General features: G+C 43.7%; 22 protein-coding genes and 1 tRNA gene. 11 read left to right on the top strand and 12 right to left on the bottom strand.

The genetic code is table 11. The features are described from left to right. Positions 1 to 98: 98 nt before the first annotated feature. The gene (locus AS194_RS02075) at positions 99 to 599 is read left to right on the top strand and encodes a lactoylglutathione lyase family protein (protein WP_058023823.1); all 501 of its coding nucleotides are present in this window, start codon (positions 99 to 101) and stop codon (positions 597 to 599) included. 584 nt (positions 600 to 1,183) lie between these two features. Here AS194_RS02075 and AS194_RS02070 read toward each other — a convergent pair. The 3 genes from AS194_RS02070 to AS194_RS02060 all read right to left on the bottom strand — a co-directional run bounded on the left by AS194_RS02070 (position 1,184) and on the right by AS194_RS02060 (position 5,396). Continuing rightward, positions 1,184 to 1,522: a RidA family protein gene (locus tag AS194_RS02070; RefSeq protein WP_055124581.1), complete on the bottom strand. Its 339-nt coding sequence runs from the start codon at positions 1,520 to 1,522 to the stop codon at positions 1,184 to 1,186. 163 nt (positions 1,523 to 1,685) lie between these two features. Continuing rightward, entirely contained in the window at positions 1,686 to 2,933 is a 1,248-nt protein-coding gene (locus AS194_RS02065) for an NAD(P)/FAD-dependent oxidoreductase (RefSeq protein WP_058023822.1), read from the bottom strand. Positions 2,934 to 3,197: 264 nt separating this feature from the next. Beyond that, entirely contained in the window at positions 3,198 to 5,396 is a 2,199-nt protein-coding gene (locus tag AS194_RS02060; RefSeq protein WP_058023821.1) for an ATP-dependent helicase, read from the bottom strand. A 454-nt stretch (positions 5,397 to 5,850) separates the two neighbouring features. Between AS194_RS02060 and ychF the strand changes: the two genes are divergently transcribed. The 4 genes from ychF to AS194_RS02040 all read left to right on the top strand — a co-directional run bounded on the left by ychF (position 5,851) and on the right by AS194_RS02040 (position 9,869). Beyond that, complete coding sequence (gene ychF / locus AS194_RS02055; RefSeq protein WP_057759361.1) at positions 5,851 to 6,942, top strand: redox-regulated ATPase YchF; 1,092 nt, start codon at positions 5,851 to 5,853, stop codon at positions 6,940 to 6,942. Positions 6,943 to 7,128: 186 nt separating this feature from the next. After that, positions 7,129 to 7,599 carry a hypothetical protein gene (locus AS194_RS13795; protein WP_058023820.1) on the top strand — a complete coding sequence of 157 codons (471 nt, stop codon included), beginning with the start codon at positions 7,129 to 7,131 and terminating at the stop codon, positions 7,597 to 7,599. A 62-nt stretch (positions 7,600 to 7,661) separates the two neighbouring features. Then, a complete protein-coding gene (locus AS194_RS02045; protein ID WP_058023819.1) occupies positions 7,662 to 9,080 on the top strand; it encodes a deoxyguanosinetriphosphate triphosphohydrolase in 1,419 nt (472 codons plus the stop codon). Positions 9,081 to 9,188: 108 nt separating this feature from the next. Beyond that, positions 9,189 to 9,869: a TetR family transcriptional regulator gene (locus AS194_RS02040; protein ID WP_058023818.1), complete on the top strand. Its 681-nt coding sequence runs from the start codon at positions 9,189 to 9,191 to the stop codon at positions 9,867 to 9,869. Positions 9,870 to 9,890: 21 nt separating this feature from the next. On the opposite strand, the gene gspK is transcribed toward AS194_RS02040, so the two are convergent. The 8 genes from gspK to tsaA form a co-directional block, all read right to left on the bottom strand. Continuing rightward, positions 9,891 to 10,937, bottom strand: coding sequence for a type II secretion system minor pseudopilin GspK (gene gspK, locus AS194_RS02035; RefSeq protein WP_058023817.1), 1,047 nt, complete (start codon positions 10,935 to 10,937; stop codon positions 9,891 to 9,893). A 48-nt stretch (positions 10,938 to 10,985) separates the two neighbouring features. After that, on the bottom strand, positions 10,986 to 11,834 hold the full coding sequence (gene gspJ / locus AS194_RS02030) for a type II secretion system minor pseudopilin GspJ (protein ID WP_058023816.1): 849 nt from the start codon (positions 11,832 to 11,834) through the stop codon (positions 10,986 to 10,988). A 2-nt stretch (positions 11,835 to 11,836) separates the two neighbouring features. Continuing rightward, the gene (gspI, locus tag AS194_RS02025) at positions 11,837 to 12,283 is read right to left on the bottom strand and encodes a type II secretion system minor pseudopilin GspI (protein ID WP_058023815.1); all 447 of its coding nucleotides are present in this window, start codon (positions 12,281 to 12,283) and stop codon (positions 11,837 to 11,839) included. A 56-nt stretch (positions 12,284 to 12,339) separates the two neighbouring features. Further along, positions 12,340 to 13,179 carry a prepilin-type N-terminal cleavage/methylation domain-containing protein gene (locus tag AS194_RS02020; RefSeq protein ID WP_083499572.1) on the bottom strand — a complete coding sequence of 280 codons (840 nt, stop codon included), beginning with the start codon at positions 13,177 to 13,179 and terminating at the stop codon, positions 12,340 to 12,342. Positions 13,180 to 13,345: 166 nt separating this feature from the next. After that, positions 13,346 to 14,029: a TetR/AcrR family transcriptional regulator gene (locus AS194_RS02015; RefSeq protein WP_058023814.1), complete on the bottom strand. Its 684-nt coding sequence runs from the start codon at positions 14,027 to 14,029 to the stop codon at positions 13,346 to 13,348. Positions 14,030 to 14,263: 234 nt separating this feature from the next. Then, positions 14,264 to 15,052, bottom strand: coding sequence for a TatD family hydrolase (locus AS194_RS02010; protein ID WP_058023813.1), 789 nt, complete (start codon positions 15,050 to 15,052; stop codon positions 14,264 to 14,266). Positions 15,053 to 15,226: 174 nt separating this feature from the next. Beyond that, a complete protein-coding gene (locus tag AS194_RS02005; protein ID WP_058023812.1) occupies positions 15,227 to 17,014 on the bottom strand; it encodes a GspE/PulE family protein in 1,788 nt (595 codons plus the stop codon). 58 nt (positions 17,015 to 17,072) lie between these two features. Then, on the bottom strand, positions 17,073 to 17,930 hold the full coding sequence (tsaA, locus tag AS194_RS02000) for a tRNA (N6-threonylcarbamoyladenosine(37)-N6)-methyltransferase TrmO (RefSeq protein ID WP_058023811.1): 858 nt from the start codon (positions 17,928 to 17,930) through the stop codon (positions 17,073 to 17,075). Between the two features lie 427 nt (positions 17,931 to 18,357). Between tsaA and AS194_RS01995 the strand changes: the two genes are divergently transcribed. Both AS194_RS01995 and AS194_RS01990 read left to right on the top strand, forming a co-directional pair. Then, the gene (locus AS194_RS01995) at positions 18,358 to 19,131 is read left to right on the top strand and encodes a ferredoxin--NADP reductase (protein WP_058023810.1); all 774 of its coding nucleotides are present in this window, start codon (positions 18,358 to 18,360) and stop codon (positions 19,129 to 19,131) included. A gap of 132 nt (positions 19,132 to 19,263) precedes the next feature. After that, positions 19,264 to 19,350, top strand: a tRNA-Leu gene (locus tag AS194_RS01990). 75 nt (positions 19,351 to 19,425) lie between these two features. Here AS194_RS01990 and AS194_RS01985 read toward each other — a convergent pair. Continuing rightward, positions 19,426 to 19,671, bottom strand: coding sequence for a hypothetical protein (locus AS194_RS01985; protein WP_058023809.1), 246 nt, complete (start codon positions 19,669 to 19,671; stop codon positions 19,426 to 19,428). Positions 19,672 to 20,178: 507 nt separating this feature from the next. Here AS194_RS01985 and dinB point away from each other — a divergent pair. From dinB to AS194_RS01965, 4 genes are all read left to right on the top strand, one after another. Continuing rightward, positions 20,179 to 21,264 (top strand): DNA polymerase IV, encoded by a 1,086-nt coding sequence (dinB, locus tag AS194_RS01980; RefSeq protein WP_058023808.1) that lies wholly within the window; start codon positions 20,179 to 20,181, stop codon positions 21,262 to 21,264. A 177-nt stretch (positions 21,265 to 21,441) separates the two neighbouring features. Then, on the top strand, positions 21,442 to 22,644 hold the full coding sequence (queA, locus tag AS194_RS01975; protein ID WP_058023807.1) for a tRNA preQ1(34) S-adenosylmethionine ribosyltransferase-isomerase QueA: 1,203 nt from the start codon (positions 21,442 to 21,444) through the stop codon (positions 22,642 to 22,644). Positions 22,645 to 22,757: 113 nt separating this feature from the next. Next, entirely contained in the window at positions 22,758 to 24,548 is a 1,791-nt protein-coding gene (locus AS194_RS01970; RefSeq protein ID WP_058023806.1) for a hypothetical protein, read from the top strand. A 51-nt stretch (positions 24,549 to 24,599) separates the two neighbouring features. Continuing rightward, entirely contained in the window at positions 24,600 to 26,252 is a 1,653-nt protein-coding gene (locus tag AS194_RS01965) for a FimV/HubP family polar landmark protein (protein ID WP_058023805.1), read from the top strand. Positions 26,253 to 26,445: the final 193 nt, after the last annotated feature.

Raw genomic sequence — 26,445 nt, 5'->3', positions numbered from 1 at the left:
TACTTATTTTTATAATATTTGATAATTTTACATAATGACAGTGCGTTTGTATACTGGCCTCACGTTAAACAAGAGTACAGCAAACAGGAGCACAAGCTATGAACAACGTTTATCCAAGAAGCTTTTCGCACATCGGTCTTTCAGTCCCTGACTTAGATGCTGCTGTAAAATTTTATACTGAAGTGATGGGTTGGTACACCATCATGGAGCCTACTGAGATTGTTGAAGATGACAGCCCGATTGGTGAGATGTGTACTGAAGTATTCGGTGCTGGTTGGGGCCGCTTTCGGATCGCTCACCTCTCCACTGGTGACCGTATCGGTGTTGAGATCTTTGAATTTAAAAATCAGGAAAACCCTGAAAATAACTTTGAATATTGGAAAACAGGTATTTTTCACTTCTGCGTCCAAGATCCAAACGTTGAAGAGTTGGCTGAGCGTATGGTTGCCGCAGGTGGTAAAAAGCGTATGGAAAAACCACGCTACTACTACCCTGGCGAAAAGCCATATCGCATGATCTATATGGAAGACCCGTTCGGTAACATCGTCGAGATATATAGCCATAGCTACGAGCTTATCTATAGCGAAGGCGCATACTAAGTTCAGTATAAATACAGCTTAGTATGAATTTAGCTTATATTTAACTGAAAAACCAATAGCGTACTCCTCACCTGAGTGCGCTATTTTTTTATGCGCTTTCTATGTGCTCCATCTATTGTATAGAATATGAGCCATGCTACTATTTAGTCAGCTATATATAAAACTATAAACCAACCCATTATCAAGGATGACAAATGACTCAATTAGGCGCCACACTAGATAGAGATGACCTTCTGTATGTTTTATAAGCAGCTGGATATGAGTGTCGAAGACGCTTATGACTATGCCAGTTGACTATGCCAGTGAGGTCATGACTTGCAATATGATGGCAGACGATGTGGATGAAGGGATTGATGCTTTTATTGAGAAACGCCAAGCGGTATGGAAAGAATGCTAGTTCCTATAATAATCATTGTATTGCTTCGCTGACGTTATACGGCGCGTGCTTGGATTAAAAAGCTAGCATATTCCTTTTCAATAATCGAGTTGGCTTATTGCTACGCATAGAAAAGGCCATGATATCGCTATCATGGCCTTCTTTATTTCTATTTAATACATATACTACAGGTACTGCGAGCCGTTTATTACTCAGCAGCGATAGCGATCATCTCAACCAATAGCTCAGGGCGTGCAAGCGCTGATTCGCCACATGCACGCGCTGGTGGCTGTATGCCTTCAAACCACTGGTCATAGACTTCATTCATAGCAGCAAAGTCCGCCATGTCTTTGATCCAAACGGTGACTGATAGTAGCTTTGATTTATCACTACCCACTTCTTCTAATAGCGTTTGGATTTTTTCCAAGCAAGTCAATGTTTGCGCTTTGATATCGTCTTCTGCATTACCGACCTGACCACACAAATAGATCGTCTGGTTATGGATTACGGTTTTGCTCATGCGCTGATTGCTATGTAGCTTCTTAATCATGTCTATACCTTTCATTTATTAATTTAAGTCTGTGCTAACTATAGTCAATCCACTATAAAAGCGTTACGGCGTTAACCTCGCTTGAAGTATGACATATACATCTGCACTCGGTTGCCTTGTACCGCTCTTAAATTGGATCAACTATATATCAGATGCGCTCTTAGTTAGAAAAACGCTGAGCGCTAAATGGCGCTAAATCGACCAATGCAGGCTTATCGTGAATCATCTCTTCAACCAGACGGCCTGTCATTGGTCCCAAAGTGAAGCCTTGATGGCTGTGACCAAATGCAAACCAGAGGTTGTCATGCTTATCAGCAGGACCGATGACGGGCTTCATGTCAGGCATACAAGGACGCGATCCTGCCCATGCTTCACTCTCAACCGCATCTTCTAATGGCAAAATTTTTCTTGCAAGCTTCAATACCGTTTGTAATTGACCAAAATTCTTTGGCGCATTCATGGTAGTCATCTCAGCGCCCGTAGTGATACGGATACCCTGCTGCATTGGCCCCATGACAAAGCCTTTGTCCATATCAAACATACTATGATGGATTGTATTTTTGTCTGTCACTTTGAAATGCTGATGATAGCCACGCATTGGGAACAGTGGCAGATTGTAACCAAGTGGTTTGATCAAATCATTCGACCAAGGACCTGCAGCGATGACCAATTTATCACTATAATAGGTATCTTTGTCAGTGATGATTTTCCAGACATCCGCCTCTTTGACGATTTCTTTGACGTCATTTTCTTTGATCGTACCTTGCATGTCTTGGAAGTTTTTTGCATAGGCTTTTACCAGAGAGCTTGGGTTTGATACCTGCCATGAGTTCAACCAATGAATAGCACCAACGAAACCGTCAAAATTGGCGCGAGGCTCCATTGCTTTTAGTTGTTCAAGGTTCAGTACATTATGCTCAACCCCTTGATTACGCGCATCAATGGCGGATGCTTGCGCTTCTTTGAAAGTCTCTTCTGAGCGATGCAATTGTAGCCAACCATCACGAGTAATGAGCTCATCAGCACCAGAGGCGCTAATCATGGTTTGGTGCTCGCTAGTGCAATGCTCAATCAATGTCTGCCACTCAGATTCGATTTTTTTGACTGACGCAGGCGTTGAGTATTTCCAGTACTGTAGCAGCGCCTGGTGATAACGCAGAATAGCTGGAATACGATAACGAATATCAGTACCTTGGTTAGGTAATACTCGGATCATCTCTGTCAGCTGACGAGGAAAAGGATGCGTATGAATCGCTTCGCGCTGAATCAAGCCGGCATTACCATATGAGGTCTCTGACCCTGGCAATTTCTTGTCTAAGAGTAATACGTTTGAGTTATTTTTTTGTAGATGCCACGCGATTGACGTGCCAACCATACCTGCACCGATAACGATCACTTCGTAGCGCATAACCTATCCTTTTCTTAGGGTGTTAATACAGAGTATCAAATATAAAGGTCTTACCAAATTAGGTGGTCATAGTAACGCATTGTGCTCAATATTAAACCCTTATTTGAAAAATATTTTTGCTATTAAATACTTTTGGCTATACCTTTATTTGTAGGTCATTTTCAAAAGGAATAGTTGGCGTATGAAGCCATTATTAGACGACCAAAATCCGCAAAATACACACTAAAACCCAGTATGATAGATACCATCAATATCCTCAAAAAATCACCACCATATTGGGTCATCATTTTTCTTGATAGGCGATTTTACCGTCTCTACTGTTACCTCGTCAGCCGATAGCTCCGCAATAAAGCGTGAGGCCATATCAAAGTATCCAGAGTAACTAGAGAAGTAATTCGGCGCGGTCAAATACAGCTGCGTCTTCGCACGACTACAGGCCACATAAAACAGCTTACGCTCTTCTTCTAATGCTTCAAAGTCGTCTAATGAGCGATGATGCGGCGTAATGCCATCGACCAACGAGTTAACGAATACCACTGGCCATTCAAGCCCCTTAGCACTATGAATGGTTGAGATCGTGACTTTATCATTACTTTGTCCATCGTCAGAGCTTTCCATGACCGCGACTGAGTCATTGGGCGGATCGAGCGCAAGATTTTCTAAAAAGCTATCGAGGCTCGTGTGCTCTGTCGCTAAATTCTTTAGCACCCGAAAGTCCTCGCTACGCTCACGCCAGTTGTCTTCTATCAACTTTAACACAGGGATATAAAACTCAAGAATATGCTCAATGGCTGTCTCAACCGTTTCTGCTTGCTGGGCCTTGGTAAGCGTGTGATATAGAGGCTTTAGCTGATCGCTTTTTTTGGCAAACGATGCTGCCAGTAGCGACTCAAACGCATTATTGTCAGCGGTGATGGCTTGAGTTAAGCGCGTCGCCGTGACTGCTCCTACCCCTTTAAACAAAGTTAAAATACGATGCCAAGCAATCGTATCGTTCGGGTTATAGAGAACTTTGACAAAAGCCAACACGTCTTTGATATGGCGTCTTTCAATAAACTTGATACCGCCCACCACGATGAAGGGAATATTGCGCGCCATAAATTCTAGCTGTACATAATTGGACTGAAAAGACGTGCGGCACAATACCGCAAAATCGTTATAATCATACTCAGGCTTGAGCGCGACTATCTTATCAGTGATATAACTCGCTTCTTTTGTCTCATCGCTGAGTCGTCGAAATATTGGCTTGTCGCCTGCTATTGGCGCATCAGAATACAGCTGCTTTTGATAGCCTAGCGTGATTTGCGCTGACAACGCGTTGATATAGTTTAGTACCGAAGGTGTACTGCGATAATTTTGCTCAAGCTTGATAAGTTTGGCATTGGGATAGGTCTCACCAAATAGCAAAATATTTTCGTAATTAGCACCGCGAAAGGCATAGATGCTTTGATTGTCATCACCAACGACCATTAGTGACACCGAATCAGGCTCACATATTAAGTCAATTAGCTGCTTTTGCGGAATATTGGTGTCTTGATATTCATCAACCATGACATAACGATACGTGTTTTGAAGTCGCTGCCTAAAGGTGTCGTTGGTTTTTAGATGACGTACCACTTGACTGATAATGTCGTCAAAATCGTATAAGTGATTGGCGCGCTTATACTCATGAAAATCAATTGCTAATTGCTCGATGATAGGAATATGTACGGCGATATCAGGATAGCTACTTTCTATTAGGTCGCGAATAGGAATGCGTCTGTTTCTAGAGGTTGAAATGATATTTTGCAATGTTTTTTTGCGCGGAAAGGCTTGTGACTTGGTTTGGGTAGGATACTTTTTTTCTTTATGTACCAAGTCGATAGCATCCTCACTATCGCCAGTATCTAAAATCGTAAATCGTGGATTGATACCGAGCAGGCCCGAGTATTGACGCAGCAGCATATTGCAAAATGAGTGAAAGGTGCCACTGGTGATACTGTTTAAGGCCTTGTCTGTTGGCAGCTTATCTTCAGCCAATGCATCATCAGATAGCTCTTGATTTGAAGGACTACTTGCCAGCAAAGACTTAGCGCGATCTTTAATTTCGTTTGCTGCTTTACGGGTAAAAGTCAGCAGCAATATCTCTTTAGGCGATATACCGTTTTCGAGCAAATAACTGGTGCGATAGGTCAAAGTCTTGGTTTTACCCGATCCTGCACCCGCAATCACCAACACTTTACCTTCTATAGTAGTGGCAGCCATGAGCTGATCGGGATTGAGCTCACTGGCATAGTCGACTTTTAATCCTAAATGACTGTCCAATCTTTGCGTAAGCAGCTTTGTGTTTGCTTGAACATTAGCATCAATGAGGTTTGCCTCTAGCTTTTTGATGGCATGCTCAAGTCGAGCAAGTTTTGGCTTCATCTCAAGGAAGTTTTGTGGATACTTATAGCGGCGTGTGTCAAAAATCGAGGTTGTCATTATTGGATATTGCCTTACATTTTGTTTTGGAGCGAGCTGATTGTTTGAAAAAAATTAATCCAGCCAGCAGATTACACTTACTGTTTGTGAGCCTGATGCCACTATTTATCTATGATAACTTACTATAGCAAAAAATACTGAATACCAAATCGAACACCGCTTATCTAAATAAGAAGCAACCCATTGTATTCACTTTTCAGCGTTTAACCTATCTGACATATCCTAGCCTTGGTAGAAACACACCCGCCACCGCTGAGTAAAAACCTAAGCATATACCGTAACAACCTCACCCCTATTCCGGTAAATTTGCTACAATGTGCCCAATTTTGATTTACTATTTGACTAATATTTCAAACAAGCTGAGTTTTAGATGAACTCAGTTTTAGCCTGACTAAGTATCAAGTCTTATATTAGCTCAGTACCAACTATTTTATTAATATATTGAGAGACTGTTATGGGTTTTAATTGCGGCATCGTCGGCCTACCAAACGTGGGTAAATCCACCTTGTTTAATGCGTTGACCAAAGCGGGTATCGCCGCTGAAAACTTTCCGTTTTGTACCAAAGATCCCAACACCGGTATCGTACCAGTACCAGATCCACGCCTAAAGAAATTGGCTGATATCGTTAATCCTGAACGCGTATTGCCAACGACGATGGAGTTTGTAGACATCGCAGGTTTGGTGGCAGGCGCGTCAAAAGGCGAAGGCATGGGCAACCAGTTCTTGGCTAACATCCGCGAAACTGATGCGATTGCTCACGTCGTTCGCTGTTTTGATGATGACAACGTGGTACACGTCGATGGCCGCGTTAGCCCGATTGATGATATCGAAACGATCAATACTGAACTGGCATTGGCAGATTTGGAAGCGGTTGAACGCGCGATACTGAACTTGACCAAAAAAGCCAAAGGCGGCGACAAAGACGCTAGCGCCATGCTTGATGTGTTCAAAAAGATTGAACCATTATTAGCAGAAGGTAAAGCGGCGCGCGCGGCTAATCTAGACGCTGATGAGAAAAAACTCATCCGTAGCTACGGTTTAATTACTCTAAAGCCAACCATGTATATTGCTAACGTTGCTGAAGATGGTTTTGAAAACAATCCCTATCTCGACGCTGTTCGTGATTACGCGACTGGCGAAGAGTCTATCGTTATTGCCCTATGCAACCAAATCGAAGCTGAAATTGCCCAGCTAGATGAAGAAGACAAAAAAGACTTTTTGGCTGAAATGGACATGGAAGAGGCCGGGCTTGATCAAGTGATTCGCGGTGGTTATGACTTACTTGATATGCAGACTTATTTCACCGCTGGTGTTAAAGAAGTACGTGCTTGGACCGTCGCTATTGGCGCTACTGCCCCGCAAGCCGCTGGCGTGATTCACACGGACTTTGAGCGGGGTTTTATTCGTGCTGAAGTCATCGCTTATGATGATTTCATCGAATACAACGGTGAAAAAGGCGCTGCCGCCGCTGGTAAGTCACGCCTAGAAGGCAAAACTTATATCGTTCAAGATGGCGATGTCATGCACTTTAGATTTAACGTGTAGCTTTAGCTAGTCAATACTGCCTAATAGTTAATCAGCCGATGTTGGATATTTTCCAGCATCGGCTTTATTTTATCGACTTATTGTTATAATATAACATATCTTTATTTTACTTATTTGAGGGCTTATATTTTGACTGATTTTTTCTCTTTTTCCAAATTTGCAAGCGCTGCTATAGTAGGCAGTGTTATGACAGTTTCATTGTTAGGCTGCCAGCCAAAAACAGACGGTGAGCCAGCAGCATCTGAAGATGTGACCACCGTAGACAGTCATGCAGAGCATGATGAACATGCCCATGATGGTATGGAACACGATCATGAAGGACATGATCATGAGGGTCACGACCATTCTGAGCACGCTAGCAACAGCACACCATTCTCTTGTGAGCCTACTGCTACTATCGGCGTCTACTATCATACCGATGCCACACCGCAGACCGCGCACCTACTTATTGACGGTATCGAATACGATTTGACAGCTGCCTCTGGTAGCGACGCCCTTACTGACAAAACCATATACACAAGTGATATTGGATTAGATGACACTCATGGCATTATATGGCAAGTGGATGGTGACAACGCAACCTTGCTTAATAAGACACTAAATAATGGTGTGTCTATCGAAGAGGAAGACGTTCTTTTTGATTGCCAGAAGTCTTAGTAGCTGTACCAAGGGCGCTATTTTGTTATGCTAGAGGCTCCCTTGGTTTCGGATGTTCCAATATGCTAAGTACCCCAACCTCTTTGTCATCCTCTACAGCGCAATGGTCTCATCTTCTCAACTCACAGCGTCTTGGCGCTGCCAAAAAATTCAACGCTAATACGAGTACTCGCTCTCAGTTTCACAAAGACTATGACAGACTGGTGTTCTCTCACTCGTTTAGGCAGTTGAATCAAAAAACCCAAGTCCACCCATTGACCAATCAGCTAGGTATCCATACTCGCCTGACTCATTCGCTTGAGGTCTCCTCTATTGGACGATCTTTAGGGATGATGACCGCAGAAAAGCTCCATGATAAGCTAGGCAATGGTCTACTAGCAGGAGTTTCGCCATCTGATATTGGTGTGATCGTACAAGCAGCCTGCCTCGCTCACGATATTGGTAATCCGCCGTTTGGTCATGCTGGAGAGTACGCCATTCGTGATTGGTTTCGGCAGCCTAATCCTCAAGCGATTTTGCAACAGCTCAGCAGCAATGAGCGACTGGACTTACTGGCTTACGAAGGCAATGCACAAGGGTTTCGGTTACTAGTACGCAATGAGCACCACCCCGATAAAGGTGGTATGCGTCTTACCTGCGCAACGCTAGGCGCTTTTATGAAATACCCTTGGCTTGCCACTCACAGCAATGATGCGAATGACAACGCCCATAATGTACAGAAATTCGGCTGCTTTTATAGCGAGGCCTCTCAGTTAGAGGAGCTGGCAGCATGTTTGCATTTGCCGCGCTCAATACATCACGATGGTTTTGCACGTCATCCGTTGGCGTATCTGTTAGAAGCTGCAGATGATATCTGCTATGCGCTGATAGATTTAGAAGATGGTATTAATCTGAATATGCTAACCTATAGTGAGGTTGCCGCGATATTTTACGAGCTGATTGGCGAGCGTCCTGATAGCGTGAGCCTGCCTGCACATATGTCAGTCAGGCAGAGTCTGGCTTCTCTGCGATCACGCGCCATGATGCGCTTGGTCAATACGATCACCGATGCTTTTGTGGCCAATAGTGAAGACTTGCTGACAGGTACGCTCCAAGGCAGCTTGTTTGCGCATTGCGACACCAGTGTGCAAAACGGTATCTTGCAGGCCAAGCAATTGGCCCGCGAGAAAATATTTAATCATCCGAACAAAGTAAGAATGGAGCTAATGGCCAATCAATGCTTGCATCGCCTGATGGATGCCTTTGTACCACTGGCTTGGACGGGCACTCAGACGGGCGAGGCTACGTCATCATCTATGTCGTTTGAACAGCAGAGTCTACTAAGATTACTACAGCCACACTTAGATGAGCATCGCCGCGTATTATCAGACAATATTTATCACAATATATTGAATATTTTAGATTTTATAACAGGCATGAATGACCATGAAGCCTATCGATTGGCGCAAGAATTGCAAGGTCACTGGGGTACGGTGGTTTAAAAGATTAATTAGTGCAGGTTTAGTAAATTAGCACGAATTGTACATTTCAGTCGTATTTGTGCGCTGAAATGAGTATGATAAACCTCTATCGGACAATTTTGAAACATTATGAGCAGTCGCGAACAAAAAAAACTTCAAACTCGGCACGCCTTTTTTAATGCCGTGCTCGATCTATGTATGACAGGGCAATCTTTTAGCTCTATTAGTCTCAGGCAGGTCACGCGTGAGGTTGGCGTTGTGCCGACTGCGTTTTATCGCCATTTTGATGATATGGAGTCGCTCGGTCGCGCCTTGGTCATTGAAGAGTTGGGTGGTACGCTCGCTACACTCAGCGATAGCCTGCAAATTGGTCGCAAGCGTAGCTTTGATCGTCAGATAGCGAAGAGTATTCAGTTGTTCTTATATATGGTCAGCGATCAGCCTTACTACTGGCAGTTTTTGGTCAGCGAGCGCTACGGTGGCTCAGAATCTGTGCGAAAAGCCATCAATGAACTGGTTAAAAAACATGCCCAAAGTTTGGCAGACGATCTAGCATTACAGCCAGCATTTACCCATATCAATGATTATGACCGCCGTCTATTGGCTGAGGCTGGCGTGAACATGTTCTTTTCTTGGATTATCGACTGGTTAGAATTGACCTACACTGAAGATCACGATGACGAAATCGATCTAAATGTCATCGAAGAAAATAAACAGTTGATGCTACATAACTGCACTCGCCAAGCGCAGATGTTGTTTTATGGGGCTTATAACTGGAAATCTAGTGAAGAGACCCGCTTAAGAGATTAATAAAAAGCACACTACCATTCATCAAAAGCTAGGACGAAATGCCCATAGTCGCTGCGTGACCACTTTGACTTCTTTAGGCATTTCGCTAGTGACATCGCTACTGTTACCACTAGTGTCGTTGGGGGCTTGACTATCATTCACTGCGTTTTTTCTAATCAATACGGTAGCAAAGCGCTGTCTTGCCTGACCGACAGTTGCATTATCACTCGCGGTAATAAGCGCTGTGAAGGCTTGACTATCAACTGCCAACAAAGGCGTCAATGCTGCACGCTGCTTTTCATCTAAGCCACTCAAAATTGGCAGTTGCCATAGCTCATCGATAGACGTGAGCGCTTGCTTACTGCGCGTGTCGACTATCCCTTGCATCTGCTGACTGGTTGCGCCATCGATCAGTGCGGTAAGCAATGCAGGGCTTGCCGTATTAATATTGATAGGCAAATAATAAGGAACCGCCGTCAGATAAGGTCGTAGTGTCGCTAACACCTCTGCACTCACCCCTCGAACCTCTTGTAACTGATCAACGCTAACAAAGGGCTGGTTTGGTAGTGCGCTATCTACTAAACTGTTTCGCTGCTGAGAATATACCGCACTTTCATCACCGCCATCTAGATAGACTTCACTGTCCGTATCTTGCCAATCGAGGACGGCAACGGCAATATCTGGTTCTAAATTCAACTGTGTTAAGAGACGCTGAAAAACTTCTAGCGCAGCAGTATCAACCGTGCCACCTTGATATAAGTTATTGATATTAAAACGACCCGCCTCATCACGCAGCTCGATGCTGACACTATGGTTTGCTAATGTGTATGGCGGTATCGGCTGTGCCCAAATATCTTGCTCACTATCGGTATCGTTGAGTTTGCTGTCCGCCCGAATCATCGTCACTGCTAACTGCTGACCAGCATCAATATCTTGCAATAGCTGATTTTGATCAAACAATAATCCGCTACGCCTAATCGCAACTTTTTGGCTAGCAAGCATCGCGCCTGCAACCACAGTGATACTCACCACCAATAGTAAGATAGTGAGTAGCGCCACACCGCGCTGAGAGTTTGCTGTTATTGACATAGAGAGCTTATGTTGCTGAGCAAGTGATGCATATTAAATACTACCTTCTCAATTACTGTTTCCCACACTGCTATTATCTGTATTACTACCGCTGTTACTGTCACTACCATTATTATTGTCGCTGCTATTATCATTATTACTATCGTTGCTATTGGCAGCCTTTGCGCTACTACGGGGTATTGGTTGTGGCGCTAGGGCCCACTGCCAAGTAATAGGCATGTCTTGATAAATAAAGTTGACGGCAATCCCTTTCGGTAGCAAAACAACATCGGGCTTAGCACCCGCTGTATTCGCTGCTTGCCCCAATGCTATATTTGTATTGCTACTATTATTGACATCATCGCTTGGAAATTTGGTGCTCAGCTCTGGCAAATAGGCTTGCCAACGCCCAGCAGTAACGCCTTCTAATAATACACTGTCTAAACTGACGCTATCGCGCCCATCTTCAAGACTGGTATATTGACGACGTATCAGGCGCTCATCTGCAATAATATATTCAATATGCTGGAGACTAGTGCTGCTTTGATAACGTGGATCAGGATCAGCAAAGCGTACAAAGCTGACACGCTCACCCTCTACCCTCATAAAAGGCTCAGGTGCTATTTCATTTTTTTGCTCGCCTGCTTGGTTATTGTTGTCTGTACTGTCGTTTGTACTGTTATTTGCCGCACCAATATTCTGAGTACTAGGCGCTTGATAAGGAATCACTTGTGCCATGTCTTGCTGCAGTTGTAGATAAGCGTATTGTAGTACGGCCAAATTATCAGCATGGAACTGTGCTCGCTCACGCGCGCGGTTGACACTGTCAAATACTTGCCAGCCTGCGACTGCCAACATGGCAAATATTGCCATAGCAACCATCAGCTCAAGCAGCGTAAACCCGCGCTGTAGTTTCATACTCACAAGCCGCCCCCTGCTTGTCCGATACTACTTTCACTACTTAAATCTAAACTGCCCGTATCTTGGTCGGCATTGCTTAGCATGACACTAATATCAGTGACCGACGTGCCTGCCTGTCCGTCTATGATAGGCGCCACTGCGATATTTACTTGTTTTAGTGCAGGTGTGATGGCATCACCGACAGTCATGACTATTTGCCAGTCACGCCCTTGAGCATTAATCGTTTGGGTACGGTTGGCGGTCAACCATGTGTCTTGAATACGTAAATCAGCAGCGGCATTTTGTGCGACAAAATGAGCAAGCGTGCGGGTGCGCAATATATCAACCGATTTCAAGTACGCACTGCTAGCACGGCTCGCCGCGACGGCCACTACTGCCAAAATAGCTAAGGCAACCATTACCTCAATTAAGGTAAAGCCACTCTCGCGCCCAGACTTGAGAGACATAGATTTGAGAGACGTAGGCTGAGCCTTCGTCGCAGAATATCTGGACAACTTATTCACTATAATCCCTGCCCTATCATCATACTACCATCGGGCATTATCGTAATCACCTCACCCACCAGACGCGAATCATGAATCACTTCGATGGTGACAGGCGTCGCTTGGCCCGTACCAAACCATAATACCTGCGGCACGCTTTGATTACTAAACCAAGGCTGTAGCGTTTGCGTCTGTCCTGTACTCGCTGAATTACTAGCATCCAAGCTCTGCACTCTGATACTAACGCCAGCAGGCAGCTCAGGCAAGCTAACCTCTGACTCAACCTCCCAGCTCGGTGTTGGCTGCGTCTCTCCAGTAGAGCCTGACATACTGCTCAAATCAGCAGACAGCTCCATTGCGTTCTTTGGCTGGCTGTCCCTGTTACCTACTGAAATATCAGCCGTTTGATAGGCAATATAAGGATTCGATAAAGTAACAATTACAGGCGTTACCTGCCCCTGCTTATCTGCCTGCAAACGCAAGCCCATCGGCTGCATACGCTCAGCTGATAGTAAACGGACGTAGCTCAGTGAATCAGTGAGGTGTTCATAAAAGGCACGGTTTTTGCGAGAGTCACTACTGCCGACAGACAGACTCATCATGCCAGCAAATATAGATAGAATCACCACCACTACCACGATTTCAACCAGCGTAAAACCACTTTGCTTATGACTGCTTATTGATGAGGTATGTTGTGAGGGACATGCATTACTTGATAAAGAGAGACAACTACAATCAGACGATGTAGCTAAAATACCAAAGCGATTTGGACAAGGTGTTTGACCGACTGGCGTTTGACCAACGATGGCTAAAGGGCAATTGACCGCTGAGCTGGACTGAGTCTTGACAGTGACCGGCATATTGCACCTATAAGCCTGTAATTCAGTTTTGTATATAGGGTGATAACGTTCATTTTTATGAACGCTAAGAAAGATACATTGAAAGATACATTTTGACGTGCTGCCATATCAGGTATGACAACACGTAACACTAAATAATCAATGACATCGAAAATCAGTCGACATTCTAATAATTGGTATTGCGATGCTCTTCTGATTCTGTATCGATTTGCTCGACCAACTCTTGCATATCCTCATCCATCACCTCTTCATCTTCGGCAGGATAATGACTCGGCAATTCTAGCATTTGCTGAACAAAGGCGTAGCGCAAGGTGTCACGTCGACCCAAATAACGCTGATAAAAGCTTGAGTTTAGTAGACCCGCACCGCCTTGACCCATCGCCCAAATAGAAGATAAATAATCGCGAGTACTCAGACTACTATGCTCGTCTTTCAGATAAGCACTGATAATATCAATCAAGCGCTTCATACGCTGGCGACGAATATCATACAACTCGCCAAATAAGCGATTCAGACCAGTGACCGATGCTGCCAGACGCTCTTCGATTTGATTCAATAGCATGGCTTTTTGCGGATTAAATAGCTGCTGAAAAATCATGCGGGCAACGCCTGCCGATGGGCAGTCATCAATACGGTTGATATCAAATAGCTGCTCTTCGTAGCGGATAATAATACGCAGATAAAGCTCATCTTTGCTAGAAAAATGCTTATATAGCGTGCCTTTAGCCAAGTCGAGCTGATCTGCCAAACTGTCCAAAGTAATATCACCATCGCCTGACTCAAGTAGCAATTGCTCTGCCATCGCTAAGATATTTTCTTCTCGTGCCTTAAACTGATGCTGACGACTCATAATCTCTCCTAAAACATGACAAGATTAAGCATACAACCATCATTTACGGCAGTACATCGGCAATGAAAGTATGAGACTGTACCAAGACTGCTCGAGGACCACAAAAGGGAATATGCTTATGTTTGCTAAATAGTCATTGATAATCAGGTGGCTATATTTAGTGTGATACATACCTAAGGGGATTGAACCACAAGACTATCAAATAAATGACTGAGTGGTCATAGCATAACCATTTTAATGATACTGTGCCAGTAAATTTTCAAAGTTTTTTGCCGTCAGTGCACCGACTTCCTCGCTACTACATCCATACATGTCTGCGATACAGTTTGCCACGTAGGGAACATATGCAGGCTCGTTTGGTCTACCGCGTTTGGGGACTGGCGCCAAGTATGGACTGTCAGTTTCAATGAGTATTCTGTCTCTAGGCATTTTTTGAGCTGCATCTTTGATGTCTTGCGCGCTCTTAAAACTCACGATACCTGAGAATGAGATATAAAACCCTAGATCTAGCACGCGCTTCGCTGTCTCCCAATCTTCAGTAAAACAATGAATGATGCCATGCTCCGCACCTTCACTTTTTAGAATATCAATCGTGTCTTCTTTGGCATCACGCATATGGATGACGAGTGGCTTTTTTAGTTGCTGACTGACATGAATATGACGCGCAAGGCTGGCTTGCTGCTCTTTTTTGTTTTCTGTTGACCAGTAATAATCGAGTCCTGTCTCTCCAATTGCCCACACATGATCCGCTTTGGCCGTTTCTATCAAACGCTCTACTGTCGCTGATTGTAATATATCAATGTCTTCACAAGGATGAATACCGACACTCATCCCTAGATTTAGCGTCTCGTCACTATAGGTGCTGACAATATTGACAATCTCATCATATTCAGCAAAATCACACATGATCGCCATCGCGCGAGTGACATTAGCCGTTTTCATGGCGTCAATCGCGCCGGACAACTGGCCATCATATTTGGTTAGATCTAAGCGGTTGAGGTGGCAATGTGTATCTGTAAACATAAATAATCTCGTTGTTGGAACAGTATCAGTAAAAGTTATTGGAATTTAACATTCGTTAGTGTGTTGATTGCTCTAAAGACTTATATTTTCAAGTCGAGAAAATATCGCTATAGTCAAACACAGCAATATTTAGGTGTGGCTATTGTTGATAATCTGGTTTGTAAATACCTCATACTAATGTAGCGGCACCACACGCATCACCTCTTCTATCGTCGTCACCCCTTCACTCACGCGTTTTGCACCAGAGACACGTAAGGGTTGCACCCCTTCGCGGTATGCCTGTTGCTTAAGTACGTCTAAATTGGCATCGGCAGCGACCAATTTTTTTAACTCATTGGATAAAGGCATAATCTCATAGAGTCCGACTCGTCCTTGATAGCCAGTATGTCGACAGTGCTCGCAGCCTTGCGCGGTATAAATCTGTGTGGGTACTGGCGCGCGCCAAGGCTGAACAAGCTCTTGCCATTGGATGGCACTCTCACTATCTACGGTGACGTCCACAGCTTGTTTGCAGTGCGTACATAGCGTTCGTAGCAAGCGCTGCGCCATGACGCCTAATATAGTCGCTGAGGTCAAAAAAGGCTGGATACCTAAATCATGCAGACGAGTGATGGAACTTGGTGCGTCATTGGTATGCAAGGTCGAGAGTACCAAGTGCCCCGTCAGTGAGGCTTGTACTGCCATATTTGCTGTTTCTGCATCCCGAATCTCCCCAACCATAATGATGTCAGGATCCTGACGCATCAGGGAGCGAATACCATCCGCAAAGTACAAATCGACACCTGGGTTGACCTGCATTTGGTTGAAGGCAGGCTCGATCATCTCAATGGGGTCTTCAATCGTACAAACATTCACCTGCTCAGTGGCTAGCTGCTTGAGCGTGCTATAAAGGGTGGTGGTTTTACCTGATCCGGTTGGGCCCGTGACCAAAATAATGCCGTTGGGATTTGCGGTCAGCTCATGCCACGTCTCAAGCTGCTTACCCGACAGACCAAGCTGCGCGAACGAGCGCACGAGCACTTCAGGGTCAAAAACCCGCATGACCAGCTTTTCACCAAAGGCAGTGGGCATGGTAGAGAGACGTAGCTCAGTCTCTAGCCCTTTCGGCGTACGCGTTTTTAGTCGACCATCTTGCGGCTTACGTTTTTCTGCAACGTTCAGACGCCCTAAGATTTTGATACGTGCCGTCACTGCCACGATAATCGCGAGTGGCATCTCGTACACAGTATGCAGCACGCCATCAATACGAAAACGCACTTTTCCCGTCTCACGGCGCGGCTCCAAATGGATATCACTGGCACGCTGCTCAAAAGCATACTGTAAGAGCCAATCAACGACTCTGACGATATGCTGGTCATTGGCATCAGGGTTGGTGTTGTCACCCAATTGCAGCAATGCTTCGACATTAGTAACATCAGCCGCAGCACGTTTGTGAACACTATTTGCCCCTGCTATTGCTTGCGTGACTTGATAGAACTCTTGGCGGTAGCGATTGATTTGCTCAGGATTGATATAAACCGTGCGATAGCTTTTTGACTTGATTAGCTTTTCGATATTTGAGTGCCAATCGGTATAAAAAGGCTGATCTGTCCCGATGACCACTTCATCTAAAGTGACCTCAATGGGCAAAATATACTGTGAGCGTGCATATTCAAAAGACATCAGCTGCGTCACTGCCGGGACGTCAACTTTTAATGGATCAATACGAACGAGTGGCATGTCTGCTTTGGCCGCTAGCCACTGATTTAGCCATGCCAGCGTCAACTTATTATCAGAGTTACTATCGAGGGCATGGCCATTGGGCAAGCCAAACTCACTAATCGTCAGCAATGGATGCTGCGCTTTGTTTCGGCGGCTGGTGATTACCAAATTATAGCCACGTTGATCGATGACTTTATCTGCCAATAATTCATCTAGGCACCAGCGTAAATCAATCACTATCGAATAATTCTGAGCAGCCATATTTTTCTTCTTTTATTGTTTGGGGTACGTTGACAAACATGCTATCGATTCATATCACTTATATTGCCACTACCGCTGTTATTTGCAACTGTCCTGAGTCTATCAGCCAAAAGCTCACATCAACAGACTTATAGCGCATGATAAATGAGGTTTCTTTCTCTCTGCGGCGGTATGCAGGCCTTGGATCTTGCGCAATTAGCGCTTTGATAACATCGATATCAGAGATTAGCAATTGACTTTGTATGTGCTCGACCATCGAAGCAACTGTAGCACTTTTCGGTACACTCTTTATAGAGCTATGGCTTGCATCATTATTACTGACTTCAGCAGGCTCTGCTACGCTTGCTAGCAGCATAAATTGTTCGTAAGCCGCCTCTGTCATCACCACATCTAACAATACTGGCGCAATTGGCGCAAATCCACTTTTTGCATCCAGAAGCACGTCGCTATAAGCTACGTACGGCTTGATATCGATGATGGGCGTGCCATCTATCATATCAGCACCCTTGATGATAAGTAGCACACGGCCTTGTACTATCTCAATACGCTCAAGTTTGACGACGGACAGTCCCAGCTCTGATGGACGATACATACTGCGACTGGCAAATACGCCAATCTTTTGGTTGCCACCCAATCTTGGCGGGCGAACTTGCGCCCGAAAGCCACTATTGGCTTGTTGATTGTCTTTATGGCGATAATTATGATGAAACTGCCAGCTGACCCATATATGGCTAAATGCTTCTAAACCATCAAACGCCGCCGGTGTATCGTAAGGCGCAATCATTTCAATCACGCTGGTCAATGCGACCAAATTTGGCTGCCTCGGCGCGCCAAATTTCTGTGACAGCGGCGCACGATGGTAGCCAATGATTGGGACGTGGTGAGAGTTATCTAAAGACATATTGTCATCAGACATAGAGCAGCTCCAGTAATAAAAAACGGTTCTTTTTAGACAATTCGGCCAAATGATACAAAATTACTCACTAACGATATTCCATTTTATCATGCTGATGGGTAGCAGCTAGACGGATTTTTACTTTAAAGTTTGATATCATGTGCAAGAAATTTTTTGATGAGAGTCTTTTACATTTGGCTTATCTGTAACTCCTCTTATCAATACTGATGATTTAACATGCAAGAAAAATAGTCTACAGCCCTATCGGCTGATAGATAAACCTGATTATTGAATTTTACGGTAGGTACGTTTTAACATTCAGCTTTTTCGATAACTATTAGAATACTGATAGGTTTTTATATTTTTTAATCTATCATTGAAAATTTTGATTTAATACGTATTTAAACCTAATGACACCGATAGCAACCTATTAATTAACGAGGACTTTATGTCAAAACTTCGCACCGAAACGGTCACAGAGGTTCATCATTGGAATGACTCTCTATTTAGTATCAAAACCACTCGTGACGATGGCTTACGCTTTCGTAATGGCGAATTTGCGATGATTGGTCTTGTTGTCGACGGTAGACCACTGTTGCGTGCTTATTCGATTGCCAGCCCTAATTACGAAGACCAGTTGGAGTTCTTTTCTATCAAAGTGCAAGACGGCCCTCTCACCTCACGCTTACAGCACATCAAAGTAGGCGATGAGCTATTGGTCAGCAAAAAACCGACAGGTACATTGGTATTAGACGATCTACTGCCGGGCAAGCATCTATATATGCTGTCAACAGGTACCGGACTTGCCCCTTTCTTGGCATTGGCACGTGACCCTGAAGTATATGAGCGCTTTGATAAAGTCATCCTAGTACATGGTGTCCGTCACGTCCATGATTTGGCGTATCGCGGCATGTTCGAAAATGAGCTGCCGAATGATGAAATCTTTGGTGAATGGTTCCGCGAAAAGTTCATCTACTACCCGACTGTCACTCGTGAAGAGTTTAGAAACCAAGGCCGAGTCACAGACTTGATGAAGTCTGGTAAATTATTCGAAGATATCGGCTTACCACCGATGAATAAAGACGACGATCGTGTCATGATCTGCGGTAGCATGCCGTTTAATGCTGAAGTTTCAGCCATTTTGGATGACTTTGGTCTAACCGTTTCACCGCGTATGGGTGTACAAGCAGACTACGCGGTTGAGCGTGCTTTTGTAGGATAAAATATTTTTTTGAATTAATATTAAATAATTCTTGACGAAGAAAAATAGGCTGCTATAATACGCAGCCTATACAGAGTTAACCCTGTAGCCCAATTCGATAATATTTATTTAATAGACATTATCTTCTAACATGCCAGTGTGATGGAATTGGTAGACATGACGGATTCAAAATCCGTTGCCTTTAAAAGCGTGTCGGTTCGAGTCCGACCACTGGTACCATATAGCAGTACAATCTAACCTCCTTTTTCGGAGGTTTTTTTGTGTCTGTTACTTTTATATCTGTGAATTCTTTGTTTACATCGCTACTTCAGATTCTCTAACAACACTTATCTTAATCGGTACGGCATAGCTCCATGGCATGCCAGCACTGCAATAAAAAGACCCATTACGAAACGACACAATATACGCGGTAAAGTCATTACCACAATGATCCATCATAGCTTGCTCGTCGCTGTCATCGCAAACTGCACACCATATTCGTTTTTCGCCGCGTGCTAGCATTGCCCGTGTTAAATCACTCCCTTTCAATTCGTTATTCATTTTCTGCTCCTTGGTCGTTTTGAACTCTCTAGTAACGATATTTTTTTAAAGAGCTAATCTACCAGTACTCAATGCACAAGTTTGGTATGAGCGCTACAAACAACGTCTTTTTACAGTACTAAAAATATATGAGGCGTTAACTACTCTTGTTACCGTGCCCATTACTGTGAATACTTATAGTTTAAAACTTTAATCTGCCAACTATAATAGATGTCTATCAAATTTACGATGAATGGCAGCTCTATTAAGATAGACGGTTTATTAAAATAAAATAACTTAACAAACCTCTTAATAAAAGATGCTGATAGAAAACAACTGTTCGCTAACATTAGCATAAGGTTTATAAAGCTGTATTGTTTGCTGTACATAATATTACACTATATTTAATTACCGATATATACCAATAGTTAAATATTATTGCGGTCTAGTCAAAAATTTACGGAAAAGCTACTTTGGTCTCTAACAATTGATAATAGAAAAGCCATTAATTCAGGTAAAATATTGAATATGACAGACTCTACTCAATTGAACTCCCGTAAAATCATTCATATCGATATGGATGCTTTTTATGCCAGTGTGGAGCAGCGTGACTTTCCTGAACTACGTGGTAAGCCATTGGTGGTTGGTGGCGATCCTAATGGTCGAGGTGTGGTTGCCGCTGCCAGTTATGAGGTGCGTCAATTCGGTGTACGCTCTGCAATGTCATGCTATGAAGCTCGCAAACGTTGCCCAGAAGTGATATTTGTAAGACCGCGTTTCGAGGTTTATCGAGCGGTCAGCAGTGATATTCGCCGCATTATGCATAGTTTAACGCCCCATGTGGAGCCGCTATCATTAGATGAAGCGTATCTTGATGTCACAGGGTTATCTGTACACAAAGGCTCAGCGACATTGATGGCCAATTGGTTACGTGCGCAGATATTGGAATATACAGGATTGACTGCTTCTGCTGGCGTGTCATTTAATAAAATGCTCGCCAAGATTGCCTCTGACATCAATAAGCCTAATGGTACAGCCATCATTACGCCACAAGATGCGGATCACTTTATTAGCACGCTACCCATTGAGCGGTTTCATGGCATAGGCAAAGCAACTGCAAAGCGCTTACATGCGATGGGTGTGAGTAATGGCGCTGATCTTCGGCGCACACCAGCTGCCGTATTGGTACAAGAATTTGGTAAACGTGGTCAGTTTTATCATGATATTGCTCATGGCCGCGATGCGCGCCCTGTAAAGTCTGAACGCACGCACAAGTCTGTTGGTTCAGAGACCACATTCAAAGATAATCTAAATGATGATGACGCGCTACTCACCCAAATATATGAGCAAAACGCCGATGCCTTTAATCAAATGCACCAAAAGCAGTTAGTCGCTCATACCATTACTCTAAAAATCAAATATTCAGACTTTACTCAAATCACTCGCTCACACACGCTTTCTACGACGTTTGATAGCGCTGAGTCTGCACATTATTGGCTAGACAAGCTATTCTTGGATATTCCACGCCAGCTGCCTATTCGGCTAGTTGGCGTGACTTTTTCTTCGTTAGCACCTGCCGCTCAGTTACTGCCTCAACTAAATCTATTCGAGTAAATTAGTCTACAACTGATAAAAATTTCTTTGTAAGTTGACATAGCCTATAATATTTACTTAGGCTATTTATAGGTTTGAAGCATATCTTATACATGATTACTGCTGAGCAAAGTATCCTCTCACAAAGGTATTTCTGCTACAATTATGCCAAAATCCCTATCCATTTAAAGACTGATTATGACCGACTCTCACATTGACTCTGCTGATACTGACGCGCCAACTGATACCGACAAAAACAACGACGTCTTAGATTATCTGAGCGTTGAAGATTATGGCTATGAGCTGCCAGACAGTCTGATTGCACGCTACCCATTAGCGCAGCGCTCTGCTTCAAAACTTCTATACTTGCCAGCTCGTACTCAAATAAATGACACTCGTGTAGAAGATCGTTTGTTTTCTGAGTTGCCTCACTTATTAGAGGCTGGAGATCTGATTGTCTTTAATGATACCAAGGTGATGAAAGCACGCTTATTTGGTCAAAAGGATACTGGCGGTAAGCTTGAAGTACTGATTGAACGCTTAGTTGGTATCTCGGACTTGGATGAAGTGACACTGCATCTAAAAGACACCAATGATGAAGCAGTTAATCAAGAGCATATTGCCCTTTGCCATATAAAAGCCAGCAAAGCGCTCAAGCTTGGTCAACGCTTACAACTTGCCGATGGTCATATGAGCGCTACGATGATTGGTCGCCAAGACAACTTATTCATTTTGGCGTTTGATGCGCCGATATTGCCGCATCTAGAGCTTTATGGTGAACTGCCTATCCCGCCCTACTTTGAGCGCCATGCTGATGACACTGACAACACTCGTTATCAAACCGTTTTTCATGATCCTACCAAGCTCGCCAGCGTGGCTGCACCAACGGCAAGCTTACACTTCGATGAATCCGTACTGAGCAAGCTTGACGAGAAAGGTATCAACACCGCTTTTGTCACATTGCACGTTGGGGCGGGTACTTTTGCTCCCGTCAAAACAGACAATCTGCTCAATCACACCATGCATAGTGAATACGCGCATTTGCCGCAGACCACGGCAGACCTCATCAATCAAACGCACGCGAATGGTAAAAAGGTTATTGCGATTGGTACCACAGTGACGCGTGTTCTCGAAACGGCTTATCAAAAAACTGCCATTGACGGTCAGGCACTCTCTAGTTGGTCAGGCGATACAGATATATTTATTTATCCTGGGTTCAAATTCGGCGTTATCGATCGGTTATTGACCAATTTCCACTTACCTAAATCGACACTACTAATGCTAGTATCAGCATTCGCAGGTAAGGCATCTATTGAACACGCCTATCAACATGCTATCGAAAAACAGTATCGATTCTTTAGTTATGGCGATGCCATGCTACTAGATAAAAAAGCTCACTGAACACTGTATAAACATTTTATGCATCGGACACAACAGTTGTGAAATAAACTGGTAAACTAAACGGTATTTTGTTATAACAGCAAAGACAACTTATTTATACTAAAGGGCTGCTCATGTCTTGTCATCTATCTCGTCGCTTGACTACTGTACATCGCGCGGTATCGATGGCACTATTTTGTTCTGTAGGCTGCGCCGTGTTAGTGCCGAGCGTACAAGCAGCAACCATTGGTAAGACGGTAGTCACTTCGGCCCAGCATGAGCCTTTAGTAGCGAGCATCGTCGTCAGTAATATTCGCGCAGCTGACTTTTCTGCCAGTTTGGCAAACTCGACCATTTACCAGCAAATGGGGTTGACCCCGACTGACTCTATGACGGTACGCTTTCAGCCCACCTCAGCGACCAGCGGTCAAGTTTTTATTACCACATCACAGCCAGTATCTAAGCCTTTTGCTGATGTCGTTTTAGCGATAAATGATAATGGTCGGCAAAATATGGTACCAAAAACGCTACTGATGCCATTAAAAGATAGTGTACCTATCAATACTGGTAAGAATATCGCCACAGGTGCCAAGAAGCCAAATTTGCCTAGCGTTTCTGCAAGTAATGCCATGCCTCTGACGGTCAGAAAAGGCGCGCCGCCGCCACTGATGTCGGCCCCTGCTATATCCTCGCCCAAGTTATCAAAACCAAGCAAACCAGCGACTGAATTGTTGGCTTCTACATCACCAGCACCTAATATTCAGGCGCCAACAGTGACGGCTACCTCACAGGTCAACAGTCTTACCTATACACCTAGCCGTCTCAATAACGGTCGCTTAAACAGCAATGCTGACATAAAAAATAATACCAGTCATTCAACTGCTATCGGTAACAGCCAAAGCTCGGTGAACACTTCGGATAACAGTGCATTAAGTGTAGCAAGTAGTAATAGCGGTACAATGACACCTGATGATAAAGGCCGTACTGAGGCGCGCGCTCATAACAACGTAGTTGCGGCGGATAAGCCAAGTACTGACAAGCAGCTTGATATCCTAAACATACAAGTGACGCGCCAAATACAACCAAGCAGTAAGGCAGACTCTGACCTCATGGCAAGCTCACCTGTCAAAGCAACAACCACTAAAGCGAGAGATGACTCAAAAAGTGCAATCGACTCAGACAATCGTGTTATCGCCGCAGCTCAAGGCAGCAATATACCTGCTAATATAGCATCACCTGTACCATCCAAAACTATGAATAATCCAAGTACAGCTAGCAATAAAGTAACGAGGAATGCGACCACTCAATATCAGGTGCAACGCAATGATAGTTTGTGGATGATCGCGGAGCAGATAGCGCGCGAGAATAATCTCGATACGCCAACAGTAATGAAACAGATTCAGTCACAGAATCCTGATGCTTTTATCAACAAAGATGCTGATCAGTTAAAAGCAGATGCTAAGCTTCGCCTACCCAGCTACGATGTCATCCCTTCACAGCAACATTTAGAGGGTGCCATTAATGCCCAAAGACAATACAGTCGTAGAGCAAATACGCCTGTGGTAAAAAAGTCAGCGCAAACAGCACCCAAAAAGTCGTCTGAGACAGTACAGGCGGCCAGCGTACCTAAGAAACCGACTACCACTAAAACACAGAAACTGCCACAAGCACAGTTTTCTGTCCTTGCCCCTGGTCATGATGGTAATGCAGATGGCACTCAGGCGAAATCAGCAGCAGATAAAGGCAATGGTCTAAGCACCGATATATTAGCAGCGCTAAAAGCATCAAGACAAGAGACTGCCTCACAAGCTCAGCGCTTGTCAAAAACCAGCAGCGCGCTGGACAACTATACGAAAAAGCTTCAATTACAAAATCAAAAACTGGCTGAGCTACAAGCTCGTCTCAAAAAACTACGCAATCAATAATTGCCTAACGGATCAACGCACGATGCTGTGATCTTAGGAGTAGGAATAACTATGGACAATATGCTATATATCATCGCCGGATTGGTGCTTATCCTGTTAGTCGCTGGTTTTTTATTGCGCAAAAATAAAGCACAAAAACAAAGTGTACAACCACCTGCAAGCTCAGTAAAAAATACCGCTGCACCAGCATCAAAAACGGATTATGGCACTGCTGCCCAAACCAATCAAAATGATAGCAATAAGTTCGATCATATTACGATTGCCCAGCGTTTCATGGATCAACAGCGCTACGACAAAGCCATTGAAACGATCAATCGTGGACTAAACGAAAAGCCTAATGACAGTCAGTTATCTATTAAGCTATTGAGCATATACGCTACGCTAGATCAGCCAGAAAACTTTCATGATGTCTATAACAGCATTAAAACTCATAATGATGCCAAAACCATTACGCTTGCCGATGAATTAAAAGATTTATACATTGGAGAGCAAAGTCCAGTAGCCACGCCAGAAGTAGCAATAGAAGATAATAATGATCGTTTTGATAGTCTAGATTTCGATTTATCTACTACTAATCAAGCCGATGATACAGCTGACATATTTGATCGTCCTGTTATTAAAGATAATAACGATTTAGTAATAGACAAACCTATCGATAGCCCAGTGTTTTCAAGTGAGCCTACTGAAAACGTAGACGATAGCTTTGATCTGACGCTCAGTGACTTAGAAGATGGTTTCAATGAGTCAAATGCTACTGATGAGACTCCTGTTACATCATTGGCCACAGATGATGATAGCCTTTATATTTCTACAAGCGACCATACTGATACCATCGAAAATAATGAGGCCAAGAATAATGAGGTCATAGAAAACAACGACCTTAGTGACTTTGAGTTCGATTTTGACTCACCTGCAGAAAACACTTTAATTGAAAATTCTGACGTATCAGATGTTCAAGACAGTGAAAGCGAAGCATTAGTATTAGAAGACGACTTCATCTTAGATTTTGATGATTTAGCAGCCGATGCAGATAAAGATGCTTCTGTTAATAAAAATGAAGAAAAAGCTTATAGCAATGCTGTTCAAAATATTGAAGATGACTTTACTTTATCTTTAGACGATCTGGACGAATCAGACGACATTGATGCCGTTAACACTTTCGCGATTAATGAGCCATCTACTACTGACGTAAGTAACGATATTGATGGCTTTGTTTTGGAAGATATTGACTTTGAAAACGCTGATTCTGATAGTAGTACTCTCGAAGATGATAGCGTTGCAAACTTAAGTTTTGAAGAACAACTGATCAATGATGACACTGACATTAATGCTTTTGAAGCGTCAGATACCACGCCAGTTACGTCGTTAAGATTTGATGATGACACGCCTATAGCTGATGACTTCGATATCATAGACACTGACTCTTTATTAGAAGCTCCAGCTTCCACAACCGCACCAGTGGAGCTCGAATCTGATAACACCACTGAAGCGGTTGAATCAGCAGAAGATTTTTCATCGCGCTTTGCCGCAGATTTTGACTTTGTAAAATCATTAGATAGCAATCAAGTGACGCTAGATTTAGCCAATCAGTATTTACAATTAGGCGAATATGATAGTGCCAAACGTTTGCTTAATGAAGTGATCGCTCAGGGTAATAGTGAGCAGAAACAACAAGCACAACTATTACTTGAGCGCACAGCATAATCAGTCGTTTAGATGCCTATCAGCAAGTATCTCTTATTATCGGAGGCTTGCTGATTTTTTGCATTTAATTCTGATATAGTCAATCAATATTAAAAGTGGTACAAGGCAGACGAGTGCAAGTACTACAGTAGTAGGCTAAACGAGTCTAACGCTGTAACACTTTAATAGTGGTTCGACTATACTATCTATTACT

Source organism: Psychrobacter piscatorii, assembly GCF_001444505.1.
GTDB classification, from domain to species: Bacteria; Pseudomonadota; Gammaproteobacteria; order Pseudomonadales; family Moraxellaceae; genus Psychrobacter; species Psychrobacter piscatorii_B.
Note: the sequence above shows the minus strand (reverse complement) of the source record. Positions and strands in the feature narration are given on the sequence as shown.